This window comes from Devosia alba, from assembly GCF_039938915.1.
In the GTDB taxonomy this organism is placed as follows: Bacteria; Pseudomonadota; Alphaproteobacteria; order Rhizobiales; family Devosiaceae; genus Devosia; species Devosia alba.
Genome location: NZ_JBDUUI010000003.1, coordinates 377,719 through 393,830, shown reverse-complemented (window position 1 = coordinate 393,830; position 16,112 = coordinate 377,719). Strand labels below are relative to the sequence as shown.

Below are 16,112 nucleotides of genomic sequence, written 5' to 3'. Positions count from 1 at the left end.
ATACACTCCTTAAAGCTCAACCCTGAATCTGTGCCATGGGTGCTGATGGCGAACAGCATCGTGACAACAAAATGGGTCATCGAGAAACCGATGATCTTTAAGGGTAGCGTCACTCAGGCCCATGGCCGGACGGGGACTTTTGTCCCCGGTTTCGGTGTTAAGATAGCCGACGCCGTTGTTGCATCGTGTTCTGCCTATCCGTTTTTCCTCCGGAAAACGGTAACAACTGCTGCGGGTGACGATGTCGAGCTGATCGATGGTGGCTACTGCGCCAACAATCCCACGCTCTACGCGCTCGCTGACGCTCTTATCCCCCTGAAAAAGCATCATCAGGACGTTCGTTTGGTGAGCCTAGGGGTCGGCGTTTATCCTGATCCGAAACCGGGTTTCTGGATGGGCTTGGCGAAGCGCTATGTATTGAGCGTCGAGCTGCTGCAAAAGACCATGGAGATCAATACCCAGTCGATGGAGCAGCTGCACGCGGTCCTTTTCAAGGACGTTCCGACGATCCGCATCAACGAGAAGTTTGAGAAGCCAGAAATGGCGACAGACTTCCTGGAACACGACGTCAAAAAGCTCAACATTCTGCGGCAGCGCGGAAGTGAGTCCTTCGCCGGCCATGAACGCGAGCTTCGCACATTTTTGGTGGACCCATGACCATCCCGGAGAAGCAACTTGAGACCTGGTCACACCGGGGGTCTATTCAACAGTCTGCCTCAACCTATCAGGCCGTGAAACAGGCACTCAACGCCGACACTGCGGGTTATGCCGGGAAAGGCTTTCAGGTGTTTTTGCAAGGGTCATATGGCAATGAAACCAACATCTATGCGGAAAGCGATGTTGATATAGTCATCCAGTACGACAGAGCTTTTTTTAAGGACTTGGCCCGACTGTCGCCGCCTGATCGCGCAGCCTACGACTCTTACTACTCCGGAGGAGTGGCTTATTCCTATGAGGAGTACAGGTCGGACGTTTTCGCAGCGCTGAAGAAGGCGTTCGGCGCCGATGTTAGCTACCCGGGCAAAGCTATCAAGGTGCGTGCAGGCGGTGGGCGACGAAACGCCGACGTGATCCCTGCCTTTGACTATCGCCGCTATCACCGCTTTGTTGATAGCACCAATCAATTCTACACCCCAGGCATGGCTTTCAAAACTAAGGAAAATGACCTCATTGCAAATTTTCCTAAGCTGCATTCGGCCAACCTTACGAGGAAGCACCAGGACTGCAGTCTATGGTTCAAACCTACGGTCCGCATCTTTAAAAACTTGCGAAGCTGGCTTGTTGACAGCGGCCATATCGACAACGGCGCGGCGCCCTCATACTTCATTGAAGGCTTGATCTATAACGCCCCCAAAGCGTGCTTCGGGACCAACTACGGAGCCACCGTCCTGAGTGTTCTAAGGTGGCTTCACAGCACAAAGGACCGCGCTAATTGGGTGTGCGCGAACGAACAATACTATCTATTACGAGATGGAGATCGAGTGTGCTGGCCGATTGCAGATGGAGATGGATTCATATCTGCTGCCGTTGCGGCGTGGGACAACTGGTAGTGGCTTCAGAAAATGCAGTTGAATGCGGCGATACCAGCACTTCGCGCAAAGCGACAGCCTCTAAAGTCCCCCGGCACTAGATTCACTTAAAGAGAGAAACGGCTTCATCGAACGATGTGGCGAGTGCAGAATTATGCTCCACGAGCCTCAACCTTCCGTTTGTCCCTCGGTCAGTCCAGTAGGGGCCTGACAGCTCTTTAGCGCCCCTCCTAATGTCAGTCAGGTGAAGAGCCCCGTAGTGTATATGACTATCACCCGCAGTCTGTCGGTGCTCAATGTCTGGGACATTTTGATATACTATCGCAAGCTCAAATAGATTATCGGCTTCACTGACTGTAATATTCTGCGATATGCTGAATGACTTTGCTTTATCGGTATACATCCTAACACTCAGTGACAAGAGTGTCTGGCTAATCACCACGTACACAGTCTTCTCGATATTTTTTCCCGTTTCGGGATTCTTGTACGAAGACATTAGCTCTGTACGCCAAGTTCCAACCAACGGGGGGCGCCGCACCATCCACCAGTTAATCACTGGCCACTGCCAGGCAAATTTGTCGAAGAAAATGGACGCAAAAGTGACGACCGTGACGGTAGTTCCGAAGGGTTTCAGAAGTTCCCAGCTCAGTTTGACGTCATAAATCAGTAGCGTGATGAGCCATACTGCGACAGAAAGAGCGACGATGGTCCAGATTTGCGTCCTGATGTTCATTCGTTGCGTCCCAGTTTAGATCAAGCTGCCCGGTGGTGGCCCTTATTAGCTCGAGCCATAATATGCAAAATCTACGTGTAGGCGTCTCCGGTGAACTTTGACTTTGAACAGTTCTGGCGGGGCAACCGTGAGGAAGCCTGGCCGAAATCGCTCATCCTGTGCCTTTTTACTGGTCCTAAACTTCCTAACTACAGTGCTCAAATGCCCCGGGAACCGGCGCCCAGAATAGGTGACGTTTTCGACCATAATTTTTTGAACCTTTACCGCAACGCACTTTGGCTCAACTCGTCCGTGCATGACGGTGCAGTGATGATCGGTCGCAGCGTGCCTAGTGCCCCATATGCGATCATGGGGTGGTCATACCGTCTATTCCCGCCGAAAGTCCACGGCCTCGAAATTGCAAACCGAGGTTCCGCGACCAATAGTTGTATTGCCATGTCTCTTGTGGAGGGGGTGGACGCCACCTACAAGATTACAGATGGTCACCTATTGCGGTTCGTTAGGGGGCAAATGGCCGAAGTTGGCTAGGTCAGTCCGGGGGTAGTGTCCACGAAGTGTGTCCTTCAATTATCCCTACATAGTTCCAAATCCGAGCTTTGAGCTCGCCTCGGCGCCAAAGTTGATATTCTGATTTTGTCCCCTCGAGCGGAGAAGTAGCCCGTGATAATAGAGGATTAGCGCGGGTTAGAGTTTCTCCGGCGCATTCGAGGTGAGGCCCCTTCAGTTCTGAGGGTAGGTTTCTCTACAGCCCGCCGGAGGAGCCGGGCTCATAATAGGGCGCATATACCCGACTTAGGCTGGTGATGAGACGGGCCCGTTGTACCAAGAGGGTCAAGAATAGAACTGCAGCACGCTGGTGACCTGAGCCTAGAGGCAATTGGAACAGAAAAGGGCGACCGCTTTGGCTGGGCCGCCCCCATTGGGCCAGTCCGGATCGGCCCCCTTTCAGACGTTCCAGCCTATCTTGGGCCCTCGCTTCACGTACCAATTCCCCTCACCCCGCCCGATTAAAATGATCATAGATCAGCTGCGCCATGGCGTTTGAAATGCCGGGGACGGCGGCGAGGTCGGCGAGGCTGGCGCGGCCGACAGCCTTGGCGGAGCCGAAATGGTTGAGCAGGGCGCGCTTGCGGGTGGGGCCGATGCCGCCGACTTCGTCGAGCGGGTTGGAAATCTGCTCCTTCTTGCGCTTGGCGCGGTGGGTGCCGATGGCGAAGCGGTGGGCCTCGTCGCGCAGGCGCTGCACGTAATACAGCACGGGATCGCGATGGGGCAGCATGAAGGCCTCGCGCCCCTCCATGAAGAACTTCTCGCGGCCGGCGTCGCGCTCCTCGCCCTTGGCGATGCCGATAAAGGTCACCTCCTTGGCCAGGTTCAGCTCGGCGATGACGCCGCGCACGGCGCTCATCTGGCCGGCGCCGCCATCGATGAAGACGACATCGGGCCAATCGGGCATGCCGGTGGCTTCGTCTGCGGCGGCCTCGTCATTGCTCTCATTGGCGAGGCGGGTGAAGCGGCGGGTCAGCACTTCGCGCATCATGCCGAAATCGTCGCCGGCGGCGATGTCGGATTTGATGTTGAAGGTGCGGTAGTGCTTTTTGGAAAAGCCCTCTTCGCCGGCCACGACCATGGCGCCGACCATGTTGGTGCCGGAAATGTGGGAGTTGTCATAGATTTCGATGCGGCGGGGCGGCGCGTCGAGGCCAAAGCAATTGGCGACGCCCTCAAGCAGGCTGCGGTTGGTGGCGCCTTCGGCGAGCTGGCGGCCGAGCGCTTCGCGGGCATTGTTGAGGGCGTGGTTGACCAGGTCACGTTTTTCGCCGCGCCGGGGCACTTCGATGGCGACACGGCGACCGGCGCGGCTGGAGAGCGCTTCGGCCATGAGCTCGGGCTCGGCCAGGTCGTGGCTGATCAGGACGAGACGCGCCGGGGTACGGTCCCCGTAGAACTGGGCGATGAAGGCCTCGAGCACCTCGGCGTCGCTGAGGCTGGCATCGGCGCGCGGGCGATAGGGATAATTGCCCCAGTTCTGGAAGGCGCGGAAGAAAAATACCTGGACGCAGAACTGGCCGCCCTCGTGGTGGATGGCAAAGACGTCGGCCTCTTCCACCGACTTGGCGGTGGCGTCGCCCTGCGACTGGACCAGGGCGAGGGCGCCGAGGCGGTCGCGGATCAGGGCGGCGCGCTCGAAATCGAGCTGTTCGGCAGCCTCGTTCATGTCGGCCTGCAGGTGATCGCGCACCTTGCGGGATTTGCCCGAGAGGAACTGGCGGGCGTCCTCGACCAGTTCGCCATAGGCTTCGAGGCTGATTTCACGGGTGCAGGGGGCGGCGCAGCGCTTGATCTGGAATTGCAGGCAGGGGCGGGTGCGGGCGGCGTAGAAACTGTCCGAGCAATTGCGCAGCAGAAACGCCTTCTGCAGGCTGGCAATGGTGCGGGCCACGGCGGTGGCCGAGGCGAAGGGGCCGAAATAGTCGCCCTTGCGCCGGCGGGTGCCGCGATGCTTGGTCAGCTCGGGCGCCTCATGGTCGCCGGTGATCAGGATATAGGGGAAGCTCTTGTCGTCGCGCAGCAGCACGTTGAAGCGCGGCTTGAGCCGCTTGATCATGTTGGCTTCGAGCAGCAGCGCTTCGGATTCGGTCCCGGTGCGCACGAATTCCATGCTGACCGTAGCGGCGATCATGCGCTGCAGGCGGATTTCGAGCGCTTCGGGGCGGGTGTAATTGGTGACGCGGGCCTTGAGGTTGCGCGCCTTGCCGACATACATCACCGCGCCCTGCGCATCGATCATGCGATAGACGCCGGGGGCGGCGGGCAGGGTGCGGACGAAATCGCGGATGACCTCATGGCCGCTGGGCGGCGGTGCCGTATCGTCACTCATGAGCGGGGCGTCGGGGCGCTGCGGGCGGGAAATTCAAGGTGCTCGCCGCCATCAAGGGCGATCATCTGGCCGGTCATTGATCTGGTGGCGAGCAGCATCAGCACGCCCTCGGCAATGTCCTCGGGGCCGGCATTGCGCTGCAAAGGGAGGGCCTGCACGCTGGCGGCAAACTCGGCCTTGCTCTGGCGCGAATGCGGCAGGACGGGGCCGGGGCCGATGGCATTGACGCGGATGGCCGGCGCCAGTGACTGGGCGAGCGTGCGGGTGGCGGCCCAGAGCACGGATTTGGACAGGGTGTAGCTGAAATAGGCGGGAGAGGTGTGCAGCACGCGTTCATCGATGATGTTGACGATATTGCCGGTGCCGCCAGCGGGCAGCTGAGCGGCGAAGTCGCGGGCCAGGAAGATCGGCGCTTCGGCATGAATGGCGAAATGGCTATCCCAGAGCGCTTCGTCAAGATCGCGCAGGCTGTCGGGCTCAAAGACCGAGGCATTGTTGATCAGTACGCTGATCGGGCCGAACTGCGCGGTCACCCCGGCCATCAGACCCGCCCGCTGGGCGCGATCTGTCAGATCGGCCTGGACGATGGCGGCGGTGCCGCTGGCCGCAGTGATGTCGGCCTGGACCTGGCCGGCCCCGTCCTCGTCGCGATGATAGTGGATGGCCACGGCATAGCCGGCGCGTGCCAGGGCCTTGGCAATGGCGGCGCCAATGCGGTCACCGGCGCCCGTTACGAGCGCCACGGGAAGAGTGTTGGGAGAGGCGAATTGATTGATCATGCTGGAACTTGGACCTGATGGTCAGACCATAGGCCGCTTTGGCTGGAGTCTTCAACGTGTCGGGCGCGATGAACTGGGGGCAAGGGCGCCCTATTTGCGCCAGCCCTGCTGACAGCGTGCGGCAGCAGGGCTGTCCTTGCCAGGGGCGGGTGGGCGGCGGCGTGCTGCCGGCGATTGCCGGCATGGTCAAGTCGCAGATGGCCAAAGGCTGAACTTTGCGCTAGCGCTGGGGCGTCCCGGTTCAACGGTGAATCGGGGCGCTGTTTTTCAGGCGTGACCCAGTCCCATGTCTCTTTCTGCCATTGACGACCGTACCGATAATGTCGGCCGGGCCATTGCCCTGACCTTGTTCACCATTGTGGTGTTCGGCGTGCAAGACGCCATTTCCAAGCATCTGGTGCAGACCTATTCGCCCTTCCAGGTGACGATGATGCGCTATTGGGGCTTTGCCGCCTTTGCGCTGTATGTGGTGTCGCGGCAGGCCGGGCTGCGTCGGGCGCTGACCTCCAGGGTGCCGTTCTGGCAGCTGTTGCGCGGCTCGCTGCTGATTATCGAGATCTGCTTTTTTGCGCTGGCGCTGCAATCGGTGCCGCTGGGCGAATTGCAGGCGATCTCGCTGGTCTATCCACTTCTGGTGACGCTGTTCTCGATTCCGCTGCTGGGCGAGAAGGTCGGCGTGTTCCGCCTGGTGGCGGTCGGCGTGGGGTTTGCCGGCGCACTGATCATCGTGCGTCCGGGCGGGCTGCCCATGGACTGGGGTGTCGGTTTTGCGGTGATCGCGGCGACCCTTTATTCGCTGTATATCGTGCTGACCCGCAAGGTAAGCCAGTACGACAAGGCGCCAACCAGCCTGGCCTATACCGGGATTATCGGGCTGGTGCTGTCGAGCGCGGTGGGCATTTTCTTCTGGCAGCCCATGGCCTGGCCGGATGTGGCGCTGGTGGTCACGATGATGGTGACCACCTGTCTGGGCCATGGGGTGATGATCTATGCGCTGTCACTGGCACCGGCCAGCACGGTGCAGCCGTTCAACTATTTTTCGCTGCCCTGGGCCATCGTGCTGAGCATCGTGGTGTTCGGCCATGTGATTGACCCGGTGTCGCTGGTGGGCGCGGGCATAGTGGTGGCAGCGGGCCTGGTGGTAATGGCCCGCGAGCGGATCAAGCGCGTGCCGATCGTTGACGGCCCGATCCTGCCCGGGCGGGAATAATCAGGCGAAGAGTTTTGACAACCAGACCCCGCCGGCGGCGCTGACCCCGGTCAGGAAGGTGCCCCAGGCCATGTCCACCGCGGCGATGGTGGGGGTGAAGCCCTTCATCGTCGACAGGTTGGTCAGATCGTAGGTGCCATAGGCAACAAAGCCGAACAGGGCACCCAGCGCCAGCGCCTTGAGCACGTCGCCTTCGGCAGGCGCGGCAACCAGGGCGACGACGCCCACCAGATAGGCCAGATAGAACAGACCCGCGACCAGCAAGTTGGGATTGGGTAGCAGGATGCTGCCGATCTCGCGCTGATAAATGCCCTTGCCCATGGTGGAGAGCCAGATGAAATCGAGCGGAAAAAATATCAGCGCGCAGGCAGCGTAGAGGATCAGGTATTTGGTCATGATGCGGGCTCCGGGCGGCGAGGTTGATGCTGATACGCGGCGGGGCGGTTGCAGGATCACCGCGATTGCGGCGTTCTGTCTTCGCGGGGCCTTGAAGTCCATGGCGGGGGAGGGCATGTCAGGGGACGCATGGAGGGTATGGTATGGTCTGGCTGCTGGAAATCGGGTTGGTGCTGCTGCTGGTAGGTGGTGGCTGGACCTATCTGACGCGCGGCAAGCGCGGCAATAACAAGGATTCGCTGACCATGCGCCGGGTCGATGCCTATATCGAGACCATAAGGCGTGAAGCCAGCAACAGGGATCTGGCGGCAATGAGCGACAGCGAGTTGCGCGACCTGCTGCATTCGGGCGCGCACAATATGCGTGTTGCCGGCGAGCGGAAGAACTGGGCTTTGCTGGGGGCTGGCGGGGTGACGCTGTTTTCCGGTGTGATCGCGGCCAATCAGGACGGCATGGCCGGCTTTGCCATTGTCATGGTGGTGGGGGCGCTGGCGATCTACGGACTCAACGAATTTCTGGTGCGTCGCTTGCGGGCGCCGCTTGAAAGGCGCGGCATTGACGTGGACCGGCTCACGGTCGAATAGCAGAACGCCGCCCCGAGGGGCGGCGTTGTCATTTGGGCTAGTCGCCGATGCAGAAATAGCCGTTGGGGCCATTGACGCAGACGCTGCTGTTATTGCGCGGATAGCTGGGGTAGATCGGGGCCGGACGCCGCGGGCGGGGGTCCCAGCCCCGGGGGCGCTGCGGCCGCGGATCGTAGTGCGGGGTGCGATCCCAACGGTCCCAACGATCCCAGCGATCATTGTTGTTCCAGCCACCCTGGCCGCCACGCGACAGGTAATTTGCCGACACCCAGCCATCGGGGCCGCGCTTTTCGACATAGCACCAGCCACCGCGACACTGCTGAACATCGACCTGCTCGCCACGGCGCAGCGAATCGACAACGCGGTATTGGGTCGACGGGCCAGAACGCACATTGACATTGCCGGTGGCGTAGGCCGGGGCAGCAGACGCAGCGGCAGCGGTGGCTACAAGCGCCAGAACTGCGAGGCCGCCTGCCATGAGTTTCTTGCTCAAAGCCATTGGTGATCTCCTTATCCTTGGAGGCATTGATGCCTGTGGGGGCAGATAACACCATGGCGCCTGAACCCAAGCTGAATGGCGCGTTGGGCTGGCGGTCAGAAGGTGAGCAGATCCACGAAGCGCTTGAGCCGCTCGCTCAGCTTCCTGCGCTGTTTTGGCTTGAGCTCGCCCAGCAGCGCCTCTTCAAGCTGGCTCCAGTGATCGGCAAGGCCATTGCGGATGCGCACGCCGCGTTCGCTCAGGGCAACGCCAGCAGCCAGTTGCGGCCCGACAGCCTGACGCGTGACCAGACCCCGTTCGATCAGGCGCGCCAGCCGGGCCGTCAGGCTGGCCTCGGACAGGCCGAGTTCGGCGGCCAGTTCGCTCTCAGTGGTGCCGGCACGGGCAAGCTCAAACAAAATGGCGTCGTCACCCGGCTCAAGGCCACGTTCGGCCAGGGGCAGCAGCAGCGCGCGATGCGCCAACTGGCCCGCCTCGATGAGCCGATAGAGCGTGGAGCGGGATGAGGGCTTGGACATGGGTGGGAAAATAGTCCGAACTCCTGGTGCGCGTCGATTGCGGTTGCAGTCTATCGTTAATCGGGGAACGGCCAAGACCGGATATTGTTCACCTGACGCAGGTGAGTTATGTCTCGATTGCAATGATCTGGTGAACGGGATGCCATGACGCAGGACCTCGCACGCATCCGCGCTTTTGTTCAGGTCTTTGATTCTGGTGGTTTTTCTGCGGCAGCGCGACAGCATGGCCGCTCCAAGGCGCTGCTCAGCAAATATGTCTCGGACCTGGAGGACTATCTGGGGGTGCGGTTGATGAACCGGACGACCAGAAAGCTCAGCCTGACCGAGGCGGGCGAAGGTTACTACCGCGAAGCCAGCGCGCTATTGCAGCAGCTGGACGATCTCGACGCCACCATATCCGACCAGACAGCTGAGCCGCGCGGCCTGTTGCGGGTGTCGGCGCCGCGCAATTTTGGCGAGGATACGCTGGCGCCGGCGATATTTGAGTATCTGCGCAAACACCCCAAGGTGACGCTCGATCTGCGGCTGGAGGATCGCTATGTCGATCTGGTCGATGAAGGGATCGACGTGGCGCTGCGGATCTCGACGCTGGCCGATTCCGCGCTGATCGCGCGCAAGATTGCCAATATGCATGTGATCGTCGGCGCCGCCCCGGAGCTGCTGGCGCTGCACGGCACGCCGAAACATCCGGAAGACCTGCGCAATCTGCCCTGCATTGTCGATGTCAATCTACAGGGTCAGTCGAACTGGCGGTTTGTCGAGGCCGGCAAGACGATTTCGGTGCCGGTGAATGGCCCGCTGCGGGTGAACTCGCCGCTGGCGGCACGCAAGGCGGCGCTGATGGGCCTCGGATTTGTCGTATTGCCGTCCTATCTGGCCGAACCGGTGATAGCCCGTGGCGAGTTGGTGCCAGTACTGACCGAGTTTCTGCCGACCGGGCAAACGCTGCAGGCGGTCTATCCGCATCGGCGTCATCTGGCCGGCAAGGTGCGGGCGCTGATCGATCATCTGGTCGAGTGGTTTCAGACCCACCCCATCCATTAAGGACGACACGTGAGCATCAATACTATTGGACGCCGGTGTGTTGGCGCCGTGCTGGCCGCTCTGGCCCTGACCCTGCCGGTCATGACCCTGCCCGCTCTGGCACATCCGCATATCCTGATCGATGCCAAGGTGACCATGCTGTTTGACGACAGCGGCGCCGTGGCCGGGCTGCGGCACCAATGGTCCTTCGACAGCACGTTTTCGGCCTGGATGATCCAGGGGCTGGACAGCAATGGCGACCGGCAGACCAGTCCGGACGAGCTGCAGGAGCTGGCCGACGAGAACATGGCCGGGCTCGAGGATTACGGGTTCTACACCTATGCCGGAGAGGGCGATGCGCGGATGACCTTCCAGCCCGTCGGTGACCAGCGCATGATCTACGAGGATGGGCGGGTGGTGCTGACCTATTCGGTGACGGCGACAACGCCCTTGCCGGTGACCGGGCGGTTCGAGCTGGCCGTGTATGATCCGGAATATTACGTCGCCATCGGGTTTGCCGATGCGTCGGACGTGACGCTGGAGAATGCTCCGGCCAGCTGTGCCGCCGTGCTGGAGCCGCCCCGGCCGATGGATCCGGCGGTGGAGGAGCGGCTCTATGCGCTGGGGCCCGAAGTGCTGGAGCTGCCGCCCGACCTGGCCGCAGCGATGCGCGGAACCCAGGGGCTGATCGCGGTGCGTTGCGACGGCAGCCCAGCCGCCGCACCGGCGTCAGCGCTGGAGGCTGCGACGGCGGTGGCAGAGGCCAAGCCGAGAACGCCGTTTGGTGGACCACCGGCCGAGGTGGGCCTGAACCTGCCGCAGACGGGATTTTTCGGCTGGCTGGCGACGCAGCAGCGCGATTTCTATGCCGCGCTCACGGCATCGCTGGATGCGTTGCGCAGTGACTGGACGGCGTTCTGGGTGCTGGGCGGGCTGAGCTTTGTCTATGGCATTCTGCACGCGGCCGGGCCGGGGCATGGCAAGGTGGTGATCTCGTCCTATGTGCTGGCCAATGAGACGCAGCTGCGACGCGGGGTGACGCTGAGCGTGCTGTCGGCCATGCTGCAGTCGCTGGTGGCGGTGGTGTTCGTGCTGATTGCAGCGGGATTGCTGGGCATGACCAGCCTGGCGATGGGCGACGCTGCCAACTGGATTGGCATCGCCTCCTACGCCATGGTGGCGCTGCTGGGGCTGTGGCTGATTGCCCGCAAGCTGTTTGGCTGGGGGCACAGCCATGGCCATCACCAGGAGGAGCCCGCCGCGCCCGTGACGCACGAGGCGCATGGGCATTTGCATCATGCGGCGGCGCATGAGCATGGCCACGACGCGCACCCGCACGACCATAGCCACGAGGACCATGACCATCACCATATGCATATCGTGCCGCCAGCGCTGACCAGTGGCAGCTGGCGCGAGCAGCTCGGCGTGGTGCTGGCGGTGGGGATGCGGCCCTGTTCGGGAGCGCTGGTGGTGATGGTGTTCGCGCTGTCGCAAGGGTTGCTGCTGGCCGGCATTGCGGCGGTATTTCTGATGGGGGTGGGAACAGCGATCACCGTGGCGGCGCTGGCGACGCTGGCAGTGACCGCCAAGGGGCTGGCGCAGCGGATCGGCGGCGCCGACAACCCGACCACGGCGGCGATCATGTGGTGGTTTGAATTGCTGGGTGCCGTGGCTGTGCTGGCGTTTGGCGTGGTGCTGCTGCTCGCCAGTTTCTAGGCGATCGCGTCTGGATCACTGTATGCGGCGCGACCCATAGCCGCCTTGCGCCATGGCATGGAGGCGTTATGGTGCGCCTCTGCCTAGAACTCTTCCAAACTGGCGTCCATGTCCGATCACCTGCCCCCCAATCATCCACCCGTCCTCGACCAGAAAATCGGCGTCCTGCTGCTCAATCTGGGCACGCCTGACGCCACCGATTACTGGAGCGTGCGGCGCTATCTCAGAGAGTTCCTCAGCGATCCGCGTGTTATCGAGACGCCGAAATGGCTGTGGTGGCCGCTGCTCAATCTGGTGATCTTGACGGTGCGGCCGCAGAAAAGCGGCCATGCCTATGCGCAGATCTGGGACAAGCAGGAGAATGCCAGCCCGCTGCTGGTGATCACCAGGCGGCAGAGCGCGGCGCTGGCCGAGCGGCTGGCGGGGCACGACAATGTCATGGTGGATTTTGCCATGCGCTATGGCAATCCCTCGACGCAGAGCGTGCTGGAGAGGATGCACGCCGCCGGCTGCACCAAGATCCTGCTGGTGCCGCTCTATCCGCAGAATTCGGCGACGACCACGGCGACGGCCAATGACAAGGCGTTTGACGTGCTCAAGACGATGCGGCGGCAGCCGGCGGTGCGCACTGTGCCGTCGTATTTCGAGGATCCCAAATATATCGAGACGCTCGCCCATTCGATCCGCGACGGGGTGGCAGCGCTGGATTTCGAGCCCGACCTGGTGATCACCAGCTATCACGGCATGCCGGTGACCTATCTGGAGCGCGGCGACGTCTATCACTGCCAATGCTACAAGACGACGCGGCTGGTGCGGGAGTATCTTGGCTGGCCCAAGGACAAGCTGATGGTGACGTTCCAGTCGCGCTTTGGCCCTACCAAATGGCTCGAGCCCTATACCGACAAGACGCTCGAAGCGCTGCCGGGCAAGGGCATCACCAAGGTGGCCATCCTGGCGCCGGCGTTTTCGGCCGACTGCATCGAAACGCTGGAGGAGATCGCCATCGAAGGCCGCAACAGCTTCATGGCCGCCGGTGGCGAGCAGTTCGCCTATATTCCGTGCCTCAATGACAGTCCCCAGGGCATGGACATGATCGAGGACATGGTGCGGCGCGAGCTGAGCGGCTGGCTCTAGGCCGCCGGCTACCAGCCAAAGCCGTCGAAATCGGGCGGACTGGCCTCGATCTTGGCGGCCCAGCCGACCAGATAGGACGCGTCGACCCAGCCGGTGTCGGTGACCAGGCACCAGCGGCCGCTATGGGTGCAATAGTCCAGCGTGACCGTGGCGCCATCGGCAAGGCGGCCGATCTGCTGGTAGCGCAGGCCCGGACCGCTGCGCACGGCAATATCGCCGCCGCTGACCCGCGCCGTCGGCTCGGCGGCCACGGCCTGGGCGGCGCTGAGCGCCACAAGGACCAGGCCGGCGCGGGCGATCGTTCTGAAGTCTGGCATGGCAAGCTCCGGCAATGGACCCGATAGCCTTGCCGCAGCAGCGTGGCGGCGGCAAGGCGGAGGGCTAGAGTTTGACCTTGGCATTGTCACCCATGTCGGGCGCCTGGCCGGTGACGGCGGCCAAGGCCATCTTGGCGGTGGTGACAAGCTGGTTGGGACTGTCCCACAGCTCGCCATCCTCGGGGGTGACGGTGAGCAGGCGGATCGCCGGATCGCTGGCATCGTCCCACCACGCCTTGTCCCAATCGCTCCACAATTGGGTGATCATGGCGCGGTCATTGCTCAGCCTGGCCTTGCCCGAGACGACGGCGTATTTGTGCCCGGCGCTATCGACCCAGGCCATGGAGACGAACGGGAATTGCTCGACCTGTTCGTTCTTGTGACCGGATTCGTCGACGAGAAAATAGATGCTGTGTTCGTCGCGCGACAGGCGGGCCGACAGGGGCCGACTGCGCTGGCGCTCGCCATCCCAGGTGGTGAACATGCAGATGTCGATCTTTCCGGCCAGTTCCCAGATGCGGTCCTGCACCTCGGCGGGCGTCTTGTCGTTGTCGTGGTGTGGCTTGACCATTTTGGCCTCCTTGGGTGTCTGTGCAAGGGCAACGGGTGGCAGCGCCACTGGTTGCCGACGATTTTTTCGTCTCAGCAAGGCGCGGGCGATTTTGGGCTGGATCGGCGGCGGGTGCGGTGGCAAGCCTTGGGCTGGCACTTTTCATCCCGGAGTCGGGCGCATGCGAATCTATCTGCTGATGGCCCATCCTGATCGGCACAGCTTCAACAATGCCATTGCCGATACCTATCAGGCGGCGGCGCTGGCGGCCGGGCACCAGCTGCAGCGGCAGGATCTGGCGACGCTGCATTTCGACCCGAACCTGCACCAGGGCTACAAGGCCGAGCAGACGCTGGAGCCCGATCTGGTGCAGGCGCAGGAGCTGATCGCCTGGTGCGAGCGCTGGGTGATCGTCTATCCGCTGTGGTGGGGCAGCGTGCCGGCGCTGCTGAAGGGGTTTTTCGACCGCACGCTGCTGCCCGGCCAGGCCTTCAGGCCGCATGAGCGCGACCCGATGTGGGACAAGCTGCTGACCGGCCGCTCGGGGCAGTTATTCGTCACCTCGGACGCGCCCAAGGCCTGGACCTGGTGGGCCTATCACAACAGTGACGTGCGCATGGTCAAGCATGCCGTGCTGCAGTTCTGCGGCATCAAGCCGGTGCGGGTGACCCGCTTTGCCGAGATCGGCAGCAGCACGGCGGCGCAGCGCGAGGCCTATCTCGAACAGGTGCGCGCCATGGCCGCCCGGGCGCGCTAGCGCCGGGGGCGGGGCGGGGCGGCAGCTGCTGCCTAGCGGCGCTTGACCGGGCAGGTGGAGATGCCGAGCAGGCGATAGATCGGGCAAGTGCCGATCAGGCCGGTGAGCAGGGGCACGAGGCCCAGCAGCGCGAACCAGCGCCAGCCGGCATCGGGGTACATGAAAAAGGCTGCCAGCAAGGCGAGGCCGACAATGACGCGGATGACCCGGTCGATGGTGCCTTCATTGGTCGTGAACATGGCGCTCTCCTGCGCTGATGGTGACGCTGGCAACACACTAGCAGCGCGCGGCAGCGACCGAATTGATCTGGAACAAACGCCCGGACGATGGCCCGGTGGGGCTTGGCCTGGGCTTGGCCCTGCGCCGGCATCGCCACGCGCGGTCGGGGCGCTGGCGGGACACGGTGGGAAGCGGCTTTCGCCCCAGAGAACAGGCAAGAAGAGGCGAAAGCCGCTTCGCACGATCGGGATTTGTGGCGCACGCCTCGAGCGGCCCCCCTTTCGGGGTGACGATCCCGTGGTGCGGCGGGGCGCCCGCCCCTCTCTCCGCACCGCCGTCGTCCGGCCGGTGGTCAGCATCCACGCCTGAGCCTGGGCGACCCCATGCTCCCCGTCTTCCCGCCCGGCGCCTCGTCAGCGCCGCGTGTTGGTGGCGGGAACGGGGCCAGTATGCAGCAGTTCCGCCGGGCGGGGACAAGCGGCACAAGGCGCCGCCCGCATCAGCCCGCGACCAGCTCACGAGCGGGCCATGGCCGCACGGTGCTCGGCCTGCATTTCTTCGCCCTCAATGGTGCGCCACTCGTTGTCGCCCTCGTCATCGCTATGGGCCTGCCTGAACAGGTCGAGCGCCAGCTGCGCATCGCGCAGCATGCCGGTGAGGTGGCGATGCTCGGGCGGCTGCAGGCGATCAAGCCGGGGCAGGGTGCGGGCGCCGGGTTCGCGCGAGATCAGCCGATAAATGTCGGCCAGCAGCACCGCGCTGGCCCGGGCGAGCAGCGGGCTGGCCAACTGTTTGGGCGCATGGACCTGCGCCGCATGCAGCGTGGCGCGCAAATGCAGCAGCCGCTCGCTCAGCTGCGCGTGCTCCAGTACTTTGGCGAATGAAATCAGATTGTCCATAAAACCCTCCCTGGCGGTTGTCCTGGCGCCCCCCAGCATGAGCGCGCGGCAGGGGCCGAGGATTAGTTTTGGGTTTTTTGGGTTTTTGGAGTGGGGCGGTGGCGGGCTCTGGCGCCGCTCTAGCGGCGGCGGCTGCGCCAGAGCAGGGCCGCGCCGGCCAGCAGCGCGACGAGGCCGGCAAGGGCCCAGGGCAGGGAGGGGCCTTCGAGCGGTTCACAGTCGCCGACGCAGAGGATGGGCGCCATGGTGACCAGCCCGATGCCTTGCAGGAACCACAGGCCCCCGAGCAGGACGAGGACGAGGCCGAAGGCGATGAACAGGTATTTCATGGCGAGGGTTCTCCAGCGGAGAGGCCAGCCTATGCCGGG

20 protein-coding genes are annotated in these 16,112 nt (G+C 62.7%); 9 read left to right on the top strand and 11 right to left on the bottom strand.

Annotation, left to right across the window (positions count from 1 at the left end):
* The coding region (locus tag ABFY71_RS07130; RefSeq protein WP_347945321.1) for a patatin-like phospholipase family protein at nt 1–657 on the top strand (657 nt) is incomplete at its 5' end.
* Nucleotides 654–1,550, top strand: coding sequence for an anti-phage nucleotidyltransferase (locus tag ABFY71_RS07125; RefSeq protein WP_347945320.1), 897 nt, complete (start codon nt 654–656; stop codon nt 1,548–1,550). The genes ABFY71_RS07130 and ABFY71_RS07125, both read left to right, overlap by 4 nt.
* A gap of 82 nt (nt 1,551–1,632) precedes the next feature.
* On the opposite strand, the gene ABFY71_RS07120 is transcribed toward ABFY71_RS07125, so the two are convergent.
* Nucleotides 1,633–2,262, bottom strand: coding sequence for a Cap15 family cyclic dinucleotide receptor domain-containing protein (locus tag ABFY71_RS07120; RefSeq protein WP_347945318.1), 630 nt, complete (start codon nt 2,260–2,262; stop codon nt 1,633–1,635).
* A gap of 90 nt (nt 2,263–2,352) precedes the next feature.
* On the opposite strand from ABFY71_RS07120, the gene ABFY71_RS07115 reads away from it, so the two are divergent.
* Nucleotides 2,353–2,790 (top strand): hypothetical protein, encoded by a 438-nt coding sequence (locus ABFY71_RS07115; RefSeq protein ID WP_347945317.1) that lies wholly within the window; start codon nt 2,353–2,355, stop codon nt 2,788–2,790.
* A gap of 466 nt (nt 2,791–3,256) precedes the next feature.
* On the opposite strand, the gene uvrC is transcribed toward ABFY71_RS07115, so the two are convergent.
* Both uvrC and ABFY71_RS07105 read right to left on the bottom strand, forming a co-directional pair.
* Entirely contained in the window at nt 3,257–5,143 is a 1,887-nt protein-coding gene (uvrC, locus tag ABFY71_RS07110) for an excinuclease ABC subunit UvrC (protein WP_347945315.1), read from the bottom strand.
* Nucleotides 5,140–5,922, bottom strand: coding sequence for an SDR family oxidoreductase (locus tag ABFY71_RS07105; protein WP_347945314.1), 783 nt, complete (start codon nt 5,920–5,922; stop codon nt 5,140–5,142). The genes uvrC and ABFY71_RS07105 overlap by 4 nt, the downstream gene beginning before the upstream one ends.
* A gap of 286 nt (nt 5,923–6,208) precedes the next feature.
* Here ABFY71_RS07105 and ABFY71_RS07100 point away from each other — a divergent pair, with 286 nt between their 5' ends.
* The gene (locus tag ABFY71_RS07100) at nt 6,209–7,132 is read left to right on the top strand and encodes a DMT family transporter (RefSeq protein WP_347945313.1); all 924 of its coding nucleotides are present in this window, start codon (nt 6,209–6,211) and stop codon (nt 7,130–7,132) included.
* Here ABFY71_RS07100 and ABFY71_RS07095 read toward each other — a convergent pair whose 3' ends face one another.
* On the bottom strand, nt 7,133–7,528 hold the full coding sequence (locus ABFY71_RS07095) for a DUF2177 family protein (RefSeq protein ID WP_305580448.1): 396 nt from the start codon (nt 7,526–7,528) through the stop codon (nt 7,133–7,135). It lies immediately after the preceding gene.
* 143 nt (nt 7,529–7,671) lie between these two features.
* On the opposite strand from ABFY71_RS07095, the gene ABFY71_RS07090 reads away from it, so the two are divergent.
* Nucleotides 7,672–8,112 (top strand): hypothetical protein, encoded by a 441-nt coding sequence (locus ABFY71_RS07090; RefSeq protein WP_305580446.1) that lies wholly within the window; start codon nt 7,672–7,674, stop codon nt 8,110–8,112.
* Nucleotides 8,113–8,149: 37 nt separating this feature from the next.
* On the opposite strand, the gene ABFY71_RS07085 is transcribed toward ABFY71_RS07090, so the two are convergent.
* Both ABFY71_RS07085 and ABFY71_RS07080 read right to left on the bottom strand, forming a co-directional pair.
* On the bottom strand, nt 8,150–8,611 hold the full coding sequence (locus ABFY71_RS07085) for an SH3 domain-containing protein (protein WP_347945312.1): 462 nt from the start codon (nt 8,609–8,611) through the stop codon (nt 8,150–8,152).
* 95 nt (nt 8,612–8,706) lie between these two features.
* Nucleotides 8,707–9,129, bottom strand: coding sequence for a MarR family winged helix-turn-helix transcriptional regulator (locus ABFY71_RS07080; protein ID WP_347945311.1), 423 nt, complete (start codon nt 9,127–9,129; stop codon nt 8,707–8,709).
* Between the two features lie 144 nt (nt 9,130–9,273).
* Here ABFY71_RS07080 and ABFY71_RS07075 point away from each other — a divergent pair, with 144 nt between their 5' ends.
* The 3 genes from ABFY71_RS07075 (at nt 9,274) to hemH (ending at nt 13,002) form a co-directional block, all read left to right on the top strand.
* Nucleotides 9,274–10,173 (top strand): LysR family transcriptional regulator, encoded by a 900-nt coding sequence (locus ABFY71_RS07075; protein ID WP_347945310.1) that lies wholly within the window; start codon nt 9,274–9,276, stop codon nt 10,171–10,173.
* A 9-nt stretch (nt 10,174–10,182) separates the two neighbouring features.
* Nucleotides 10,183–11,868: a HoxN/HupN/NixA family nickel/cobalt transporter gene (locus ABFY71_RS07070; RefSeq protein WP_347945309.1), complete on the top strand. Its 1,686-nt coding sequence runs from the start codon at nt 10,183–10,185 to the stop codon at nt 11,866–11,868.
* A 108-nt stretch (nt 11,869–11,976) separates the two neighbouring features.
* On the top strand, nt 11,977–13,002 hold the full coding sequence (hemH, locus tag ABFY71_RS07065) for a ferrochelatase (protein WP_347945308.1): 1,026 nt from the start codon (nt 11,977–11,979) through the stop codon (nt 13,000–13,002).
* Nucleotides 13,003–13,010: 8 nt separating this feature from the next.
* Here the strand turns inward: hemH and ABFY71_RS07060 are convergent, their stop codons facing one another.
* Both ABFY71_RS07060 and ABFY71_RS07055 read right to left on the bottom strand, forming a co-directional pair.
* Complete coding sequence (locus ABFY71_RS07060; protein ID WP_347945307.1) at nt 13,011–13,319, bottom strand: SH3 domain-containing protein; 309 nt, start codon at nt 13,317–13,319, stop codon at nt 13,011–13,013.
* Nucleotides 13,320–13,383: 64 nt separating this feature from the next.
* The gene (locus ABFY71_RS07055) at nt 13,384–13,890 is read right to left on the bottom strand and encodes a pyridoxamine 5'-phosphate oxidase family protein (protein ID WP_347945306.1); all 507 of its coding nucleotides are present in this window, start codon (nt 13,888–13,890) and stop codon (nt 13,384–13,386) included.
* Between the two features lie 160 nt (nt 13,891–14,050).
* Here ABFY71_RS07055 and ABFY71_RS07050 point away from each other — a divergent pair, with 160 nt between their 5' ends.
* On the top strand, nt 14,051–14,626 hold the full coding sequence (locus tag ABFY71_RS07050) for an NAD(P)H-dependent oxidoreductase (RefSeq protein WP_347945305.1): 576 nt from the start codon (nt 14,051–14,053) through the stop codon (nt 14,624–14,626).
* A gap of 32 nt (nt 14,627–14,658) precedes the next feature.
* Here ABFY71_RS07050 and ABFY71_RS07045 read toward each other — a convergent pair whose 3' ends face one another.
* The 3 genes from ABFY71_RS07045 to ABFY71_RS07035 form a co-directional block, all read right to left on the bottom strand.
* Nucleotides 14,659–14,865, bottom strand: a complete 207-nt coding sequence (locus ABFY71_RS07045; RefSeq protein ID WP_305580430.1) for a YgaP family membrane protein — start codon at nt 14,863–14,865, stop codon at nt 14,659–14,661.
* 495 nt (nt 14,866–15,360) lie between these two features.
* Nucleotides 15,361–15,744 (bottom strand): hypothetical protein, encoded by a 384-nt coding sequence (locus tag ABFY71_RS07040; RefSeq protein WP_347945304.1) that lies wholly within the window; start codon nt 15,742–15,744, stop codon nt 15,361–15,363.
* 119 nt (nt 15,745–15,863) lie between these two features.
* Complete coding sequence (locus ABFY71_RS07035) at nt 15,864–16,073, bottom strand: LPXTG cell wall anchor domain-containing protein (RefSeq protein WP_347945302.1); 210 nt, start codon at nt 16,071–16,073, stop codon at nt 15,864–15,866.
* Between the last annotated feature and the right edge of the window lie 39 nt (nt 16,074–16,112).

Bases quoted from the DNA above. Each gene is read 5' to 3' on its own strand.
- ABFY71_RS07105 (WP_347945314.1), bottom strand. From the start codon at position 5,922: ATGATCAATCAATTCGCCTCTCCCAACACTCTTCCCGTGGCGCTCGTA.
- ABFY71_RS07125 (WP_347945320.1), top strand. From the start codon at position 654: ATGACCATCCCGGAGAAGCAACTTGAGACCTGGTCACACCGGGGGTCT.
- ABFY71_RS07050 (WP_347945305.1), top strand. From the start codon at position 14,051: ATGCGAATCTATCTGCTGATGGCCCATCCTGATCGGCACAGCTTCAAC.
- ABFY71_RS07120 (WP_347945318.1), bottom strand. From the start codon at position 2,262: ATGAACATCAGGACGCAAATCTGGACCATCGTCGCTCTTTCTGTCGCA.
- ABFY71_RS07095 (WP_305580448.1), bottom strand. From the start codon at position 7,528: ATGACCAAATACCTGATCCTCTACGCTGCCTGCGCGCTGATATTTTTT.
- ABFY71_RS07100 (WP_347945313.1), top strand. From the start codon at position 6,209: ATGTCTCTTTCTGCCATTGACGACCGTACCGATAATGTCGGCCGGGCC.
- ABFY71_RS07055 (WP_347945306.1), bottom strand. From the start codon at position 13,890: ATGGTCAAGCCACACCACGACAACGACAAGACGCCCGCCGAGGTGCAG.
- ABFY71_RS07040 (WP_347945304.1), bottom strand. From the start codon at position 15,744: ATGGACAATCTGATTTCATTCGCCAAAGTACTGGAGCACGCGCAGCTG.
- ABFY71_RS07045 (WP_305580430.1), bottom strand. From the start codon at position 14,865: ATGTTCACGACCAATGAAGGCACCATCGACCGGGTCATCCGCGTCATT.
- ABFY71_RS07075 (WP_347945310.1), top strand. From the start codon at position 9,274: ATGACGCAGGACCTCGCACGCATCCGCGCTTTTGTTCAGGTCTTTGAT.
- hemH (WP_347945308.1), top strand. From the start codon at position 11,977: ATGTCCGATCACCTGCCCCCCAATCATCCACCCGTCCTCGACCAGAAA.
- ABFY71_RS07035 (WP_347945302.1), bottom strand. From the start codon at position 16,073: ATGAAATACCTGTTCATCGCCTTCGGCCTCGTCCTCGTCCTGCTCGGG.
- ABFY71_RS07080 (WP_347945311.1), bottom strand. From the start codon at position 9,129: ATGTCCAAGCCCTCATCCCGCTCCACGCTCTATCGGCTCATCGAGGCG.
- ABFY71_RS07060 (WP_347945307.1), bottom strand. From the start codon at position 13,319: ATGCCAGACTTCAGAACGATCGCCCGCGCCGGCCTGGTCCTTGTGGCG.
- ABFY71_RS07090 (WP_305580446.1), top strand. From the start codon at position 7,672: ATGGTCTGGCTGCTGGAAATCGGGTTGGTGCTGCTGCTGGTAGGTGGT.
- uvrC (WP_347945315.1), bottom strand. From the start codon at position 5,143: ATGAGTGACGATACGGCACCGCCGCCCAGCGGCCATGAGGTCATCCGC.
- ABFY71_RS07085 (WP_347945312.1), bottom strand. From the start codon at position 8,611: ATGGCTTTGAGCAAGAAACTCATGGCAGGCGGCCTCGCAGTTCTGGCG.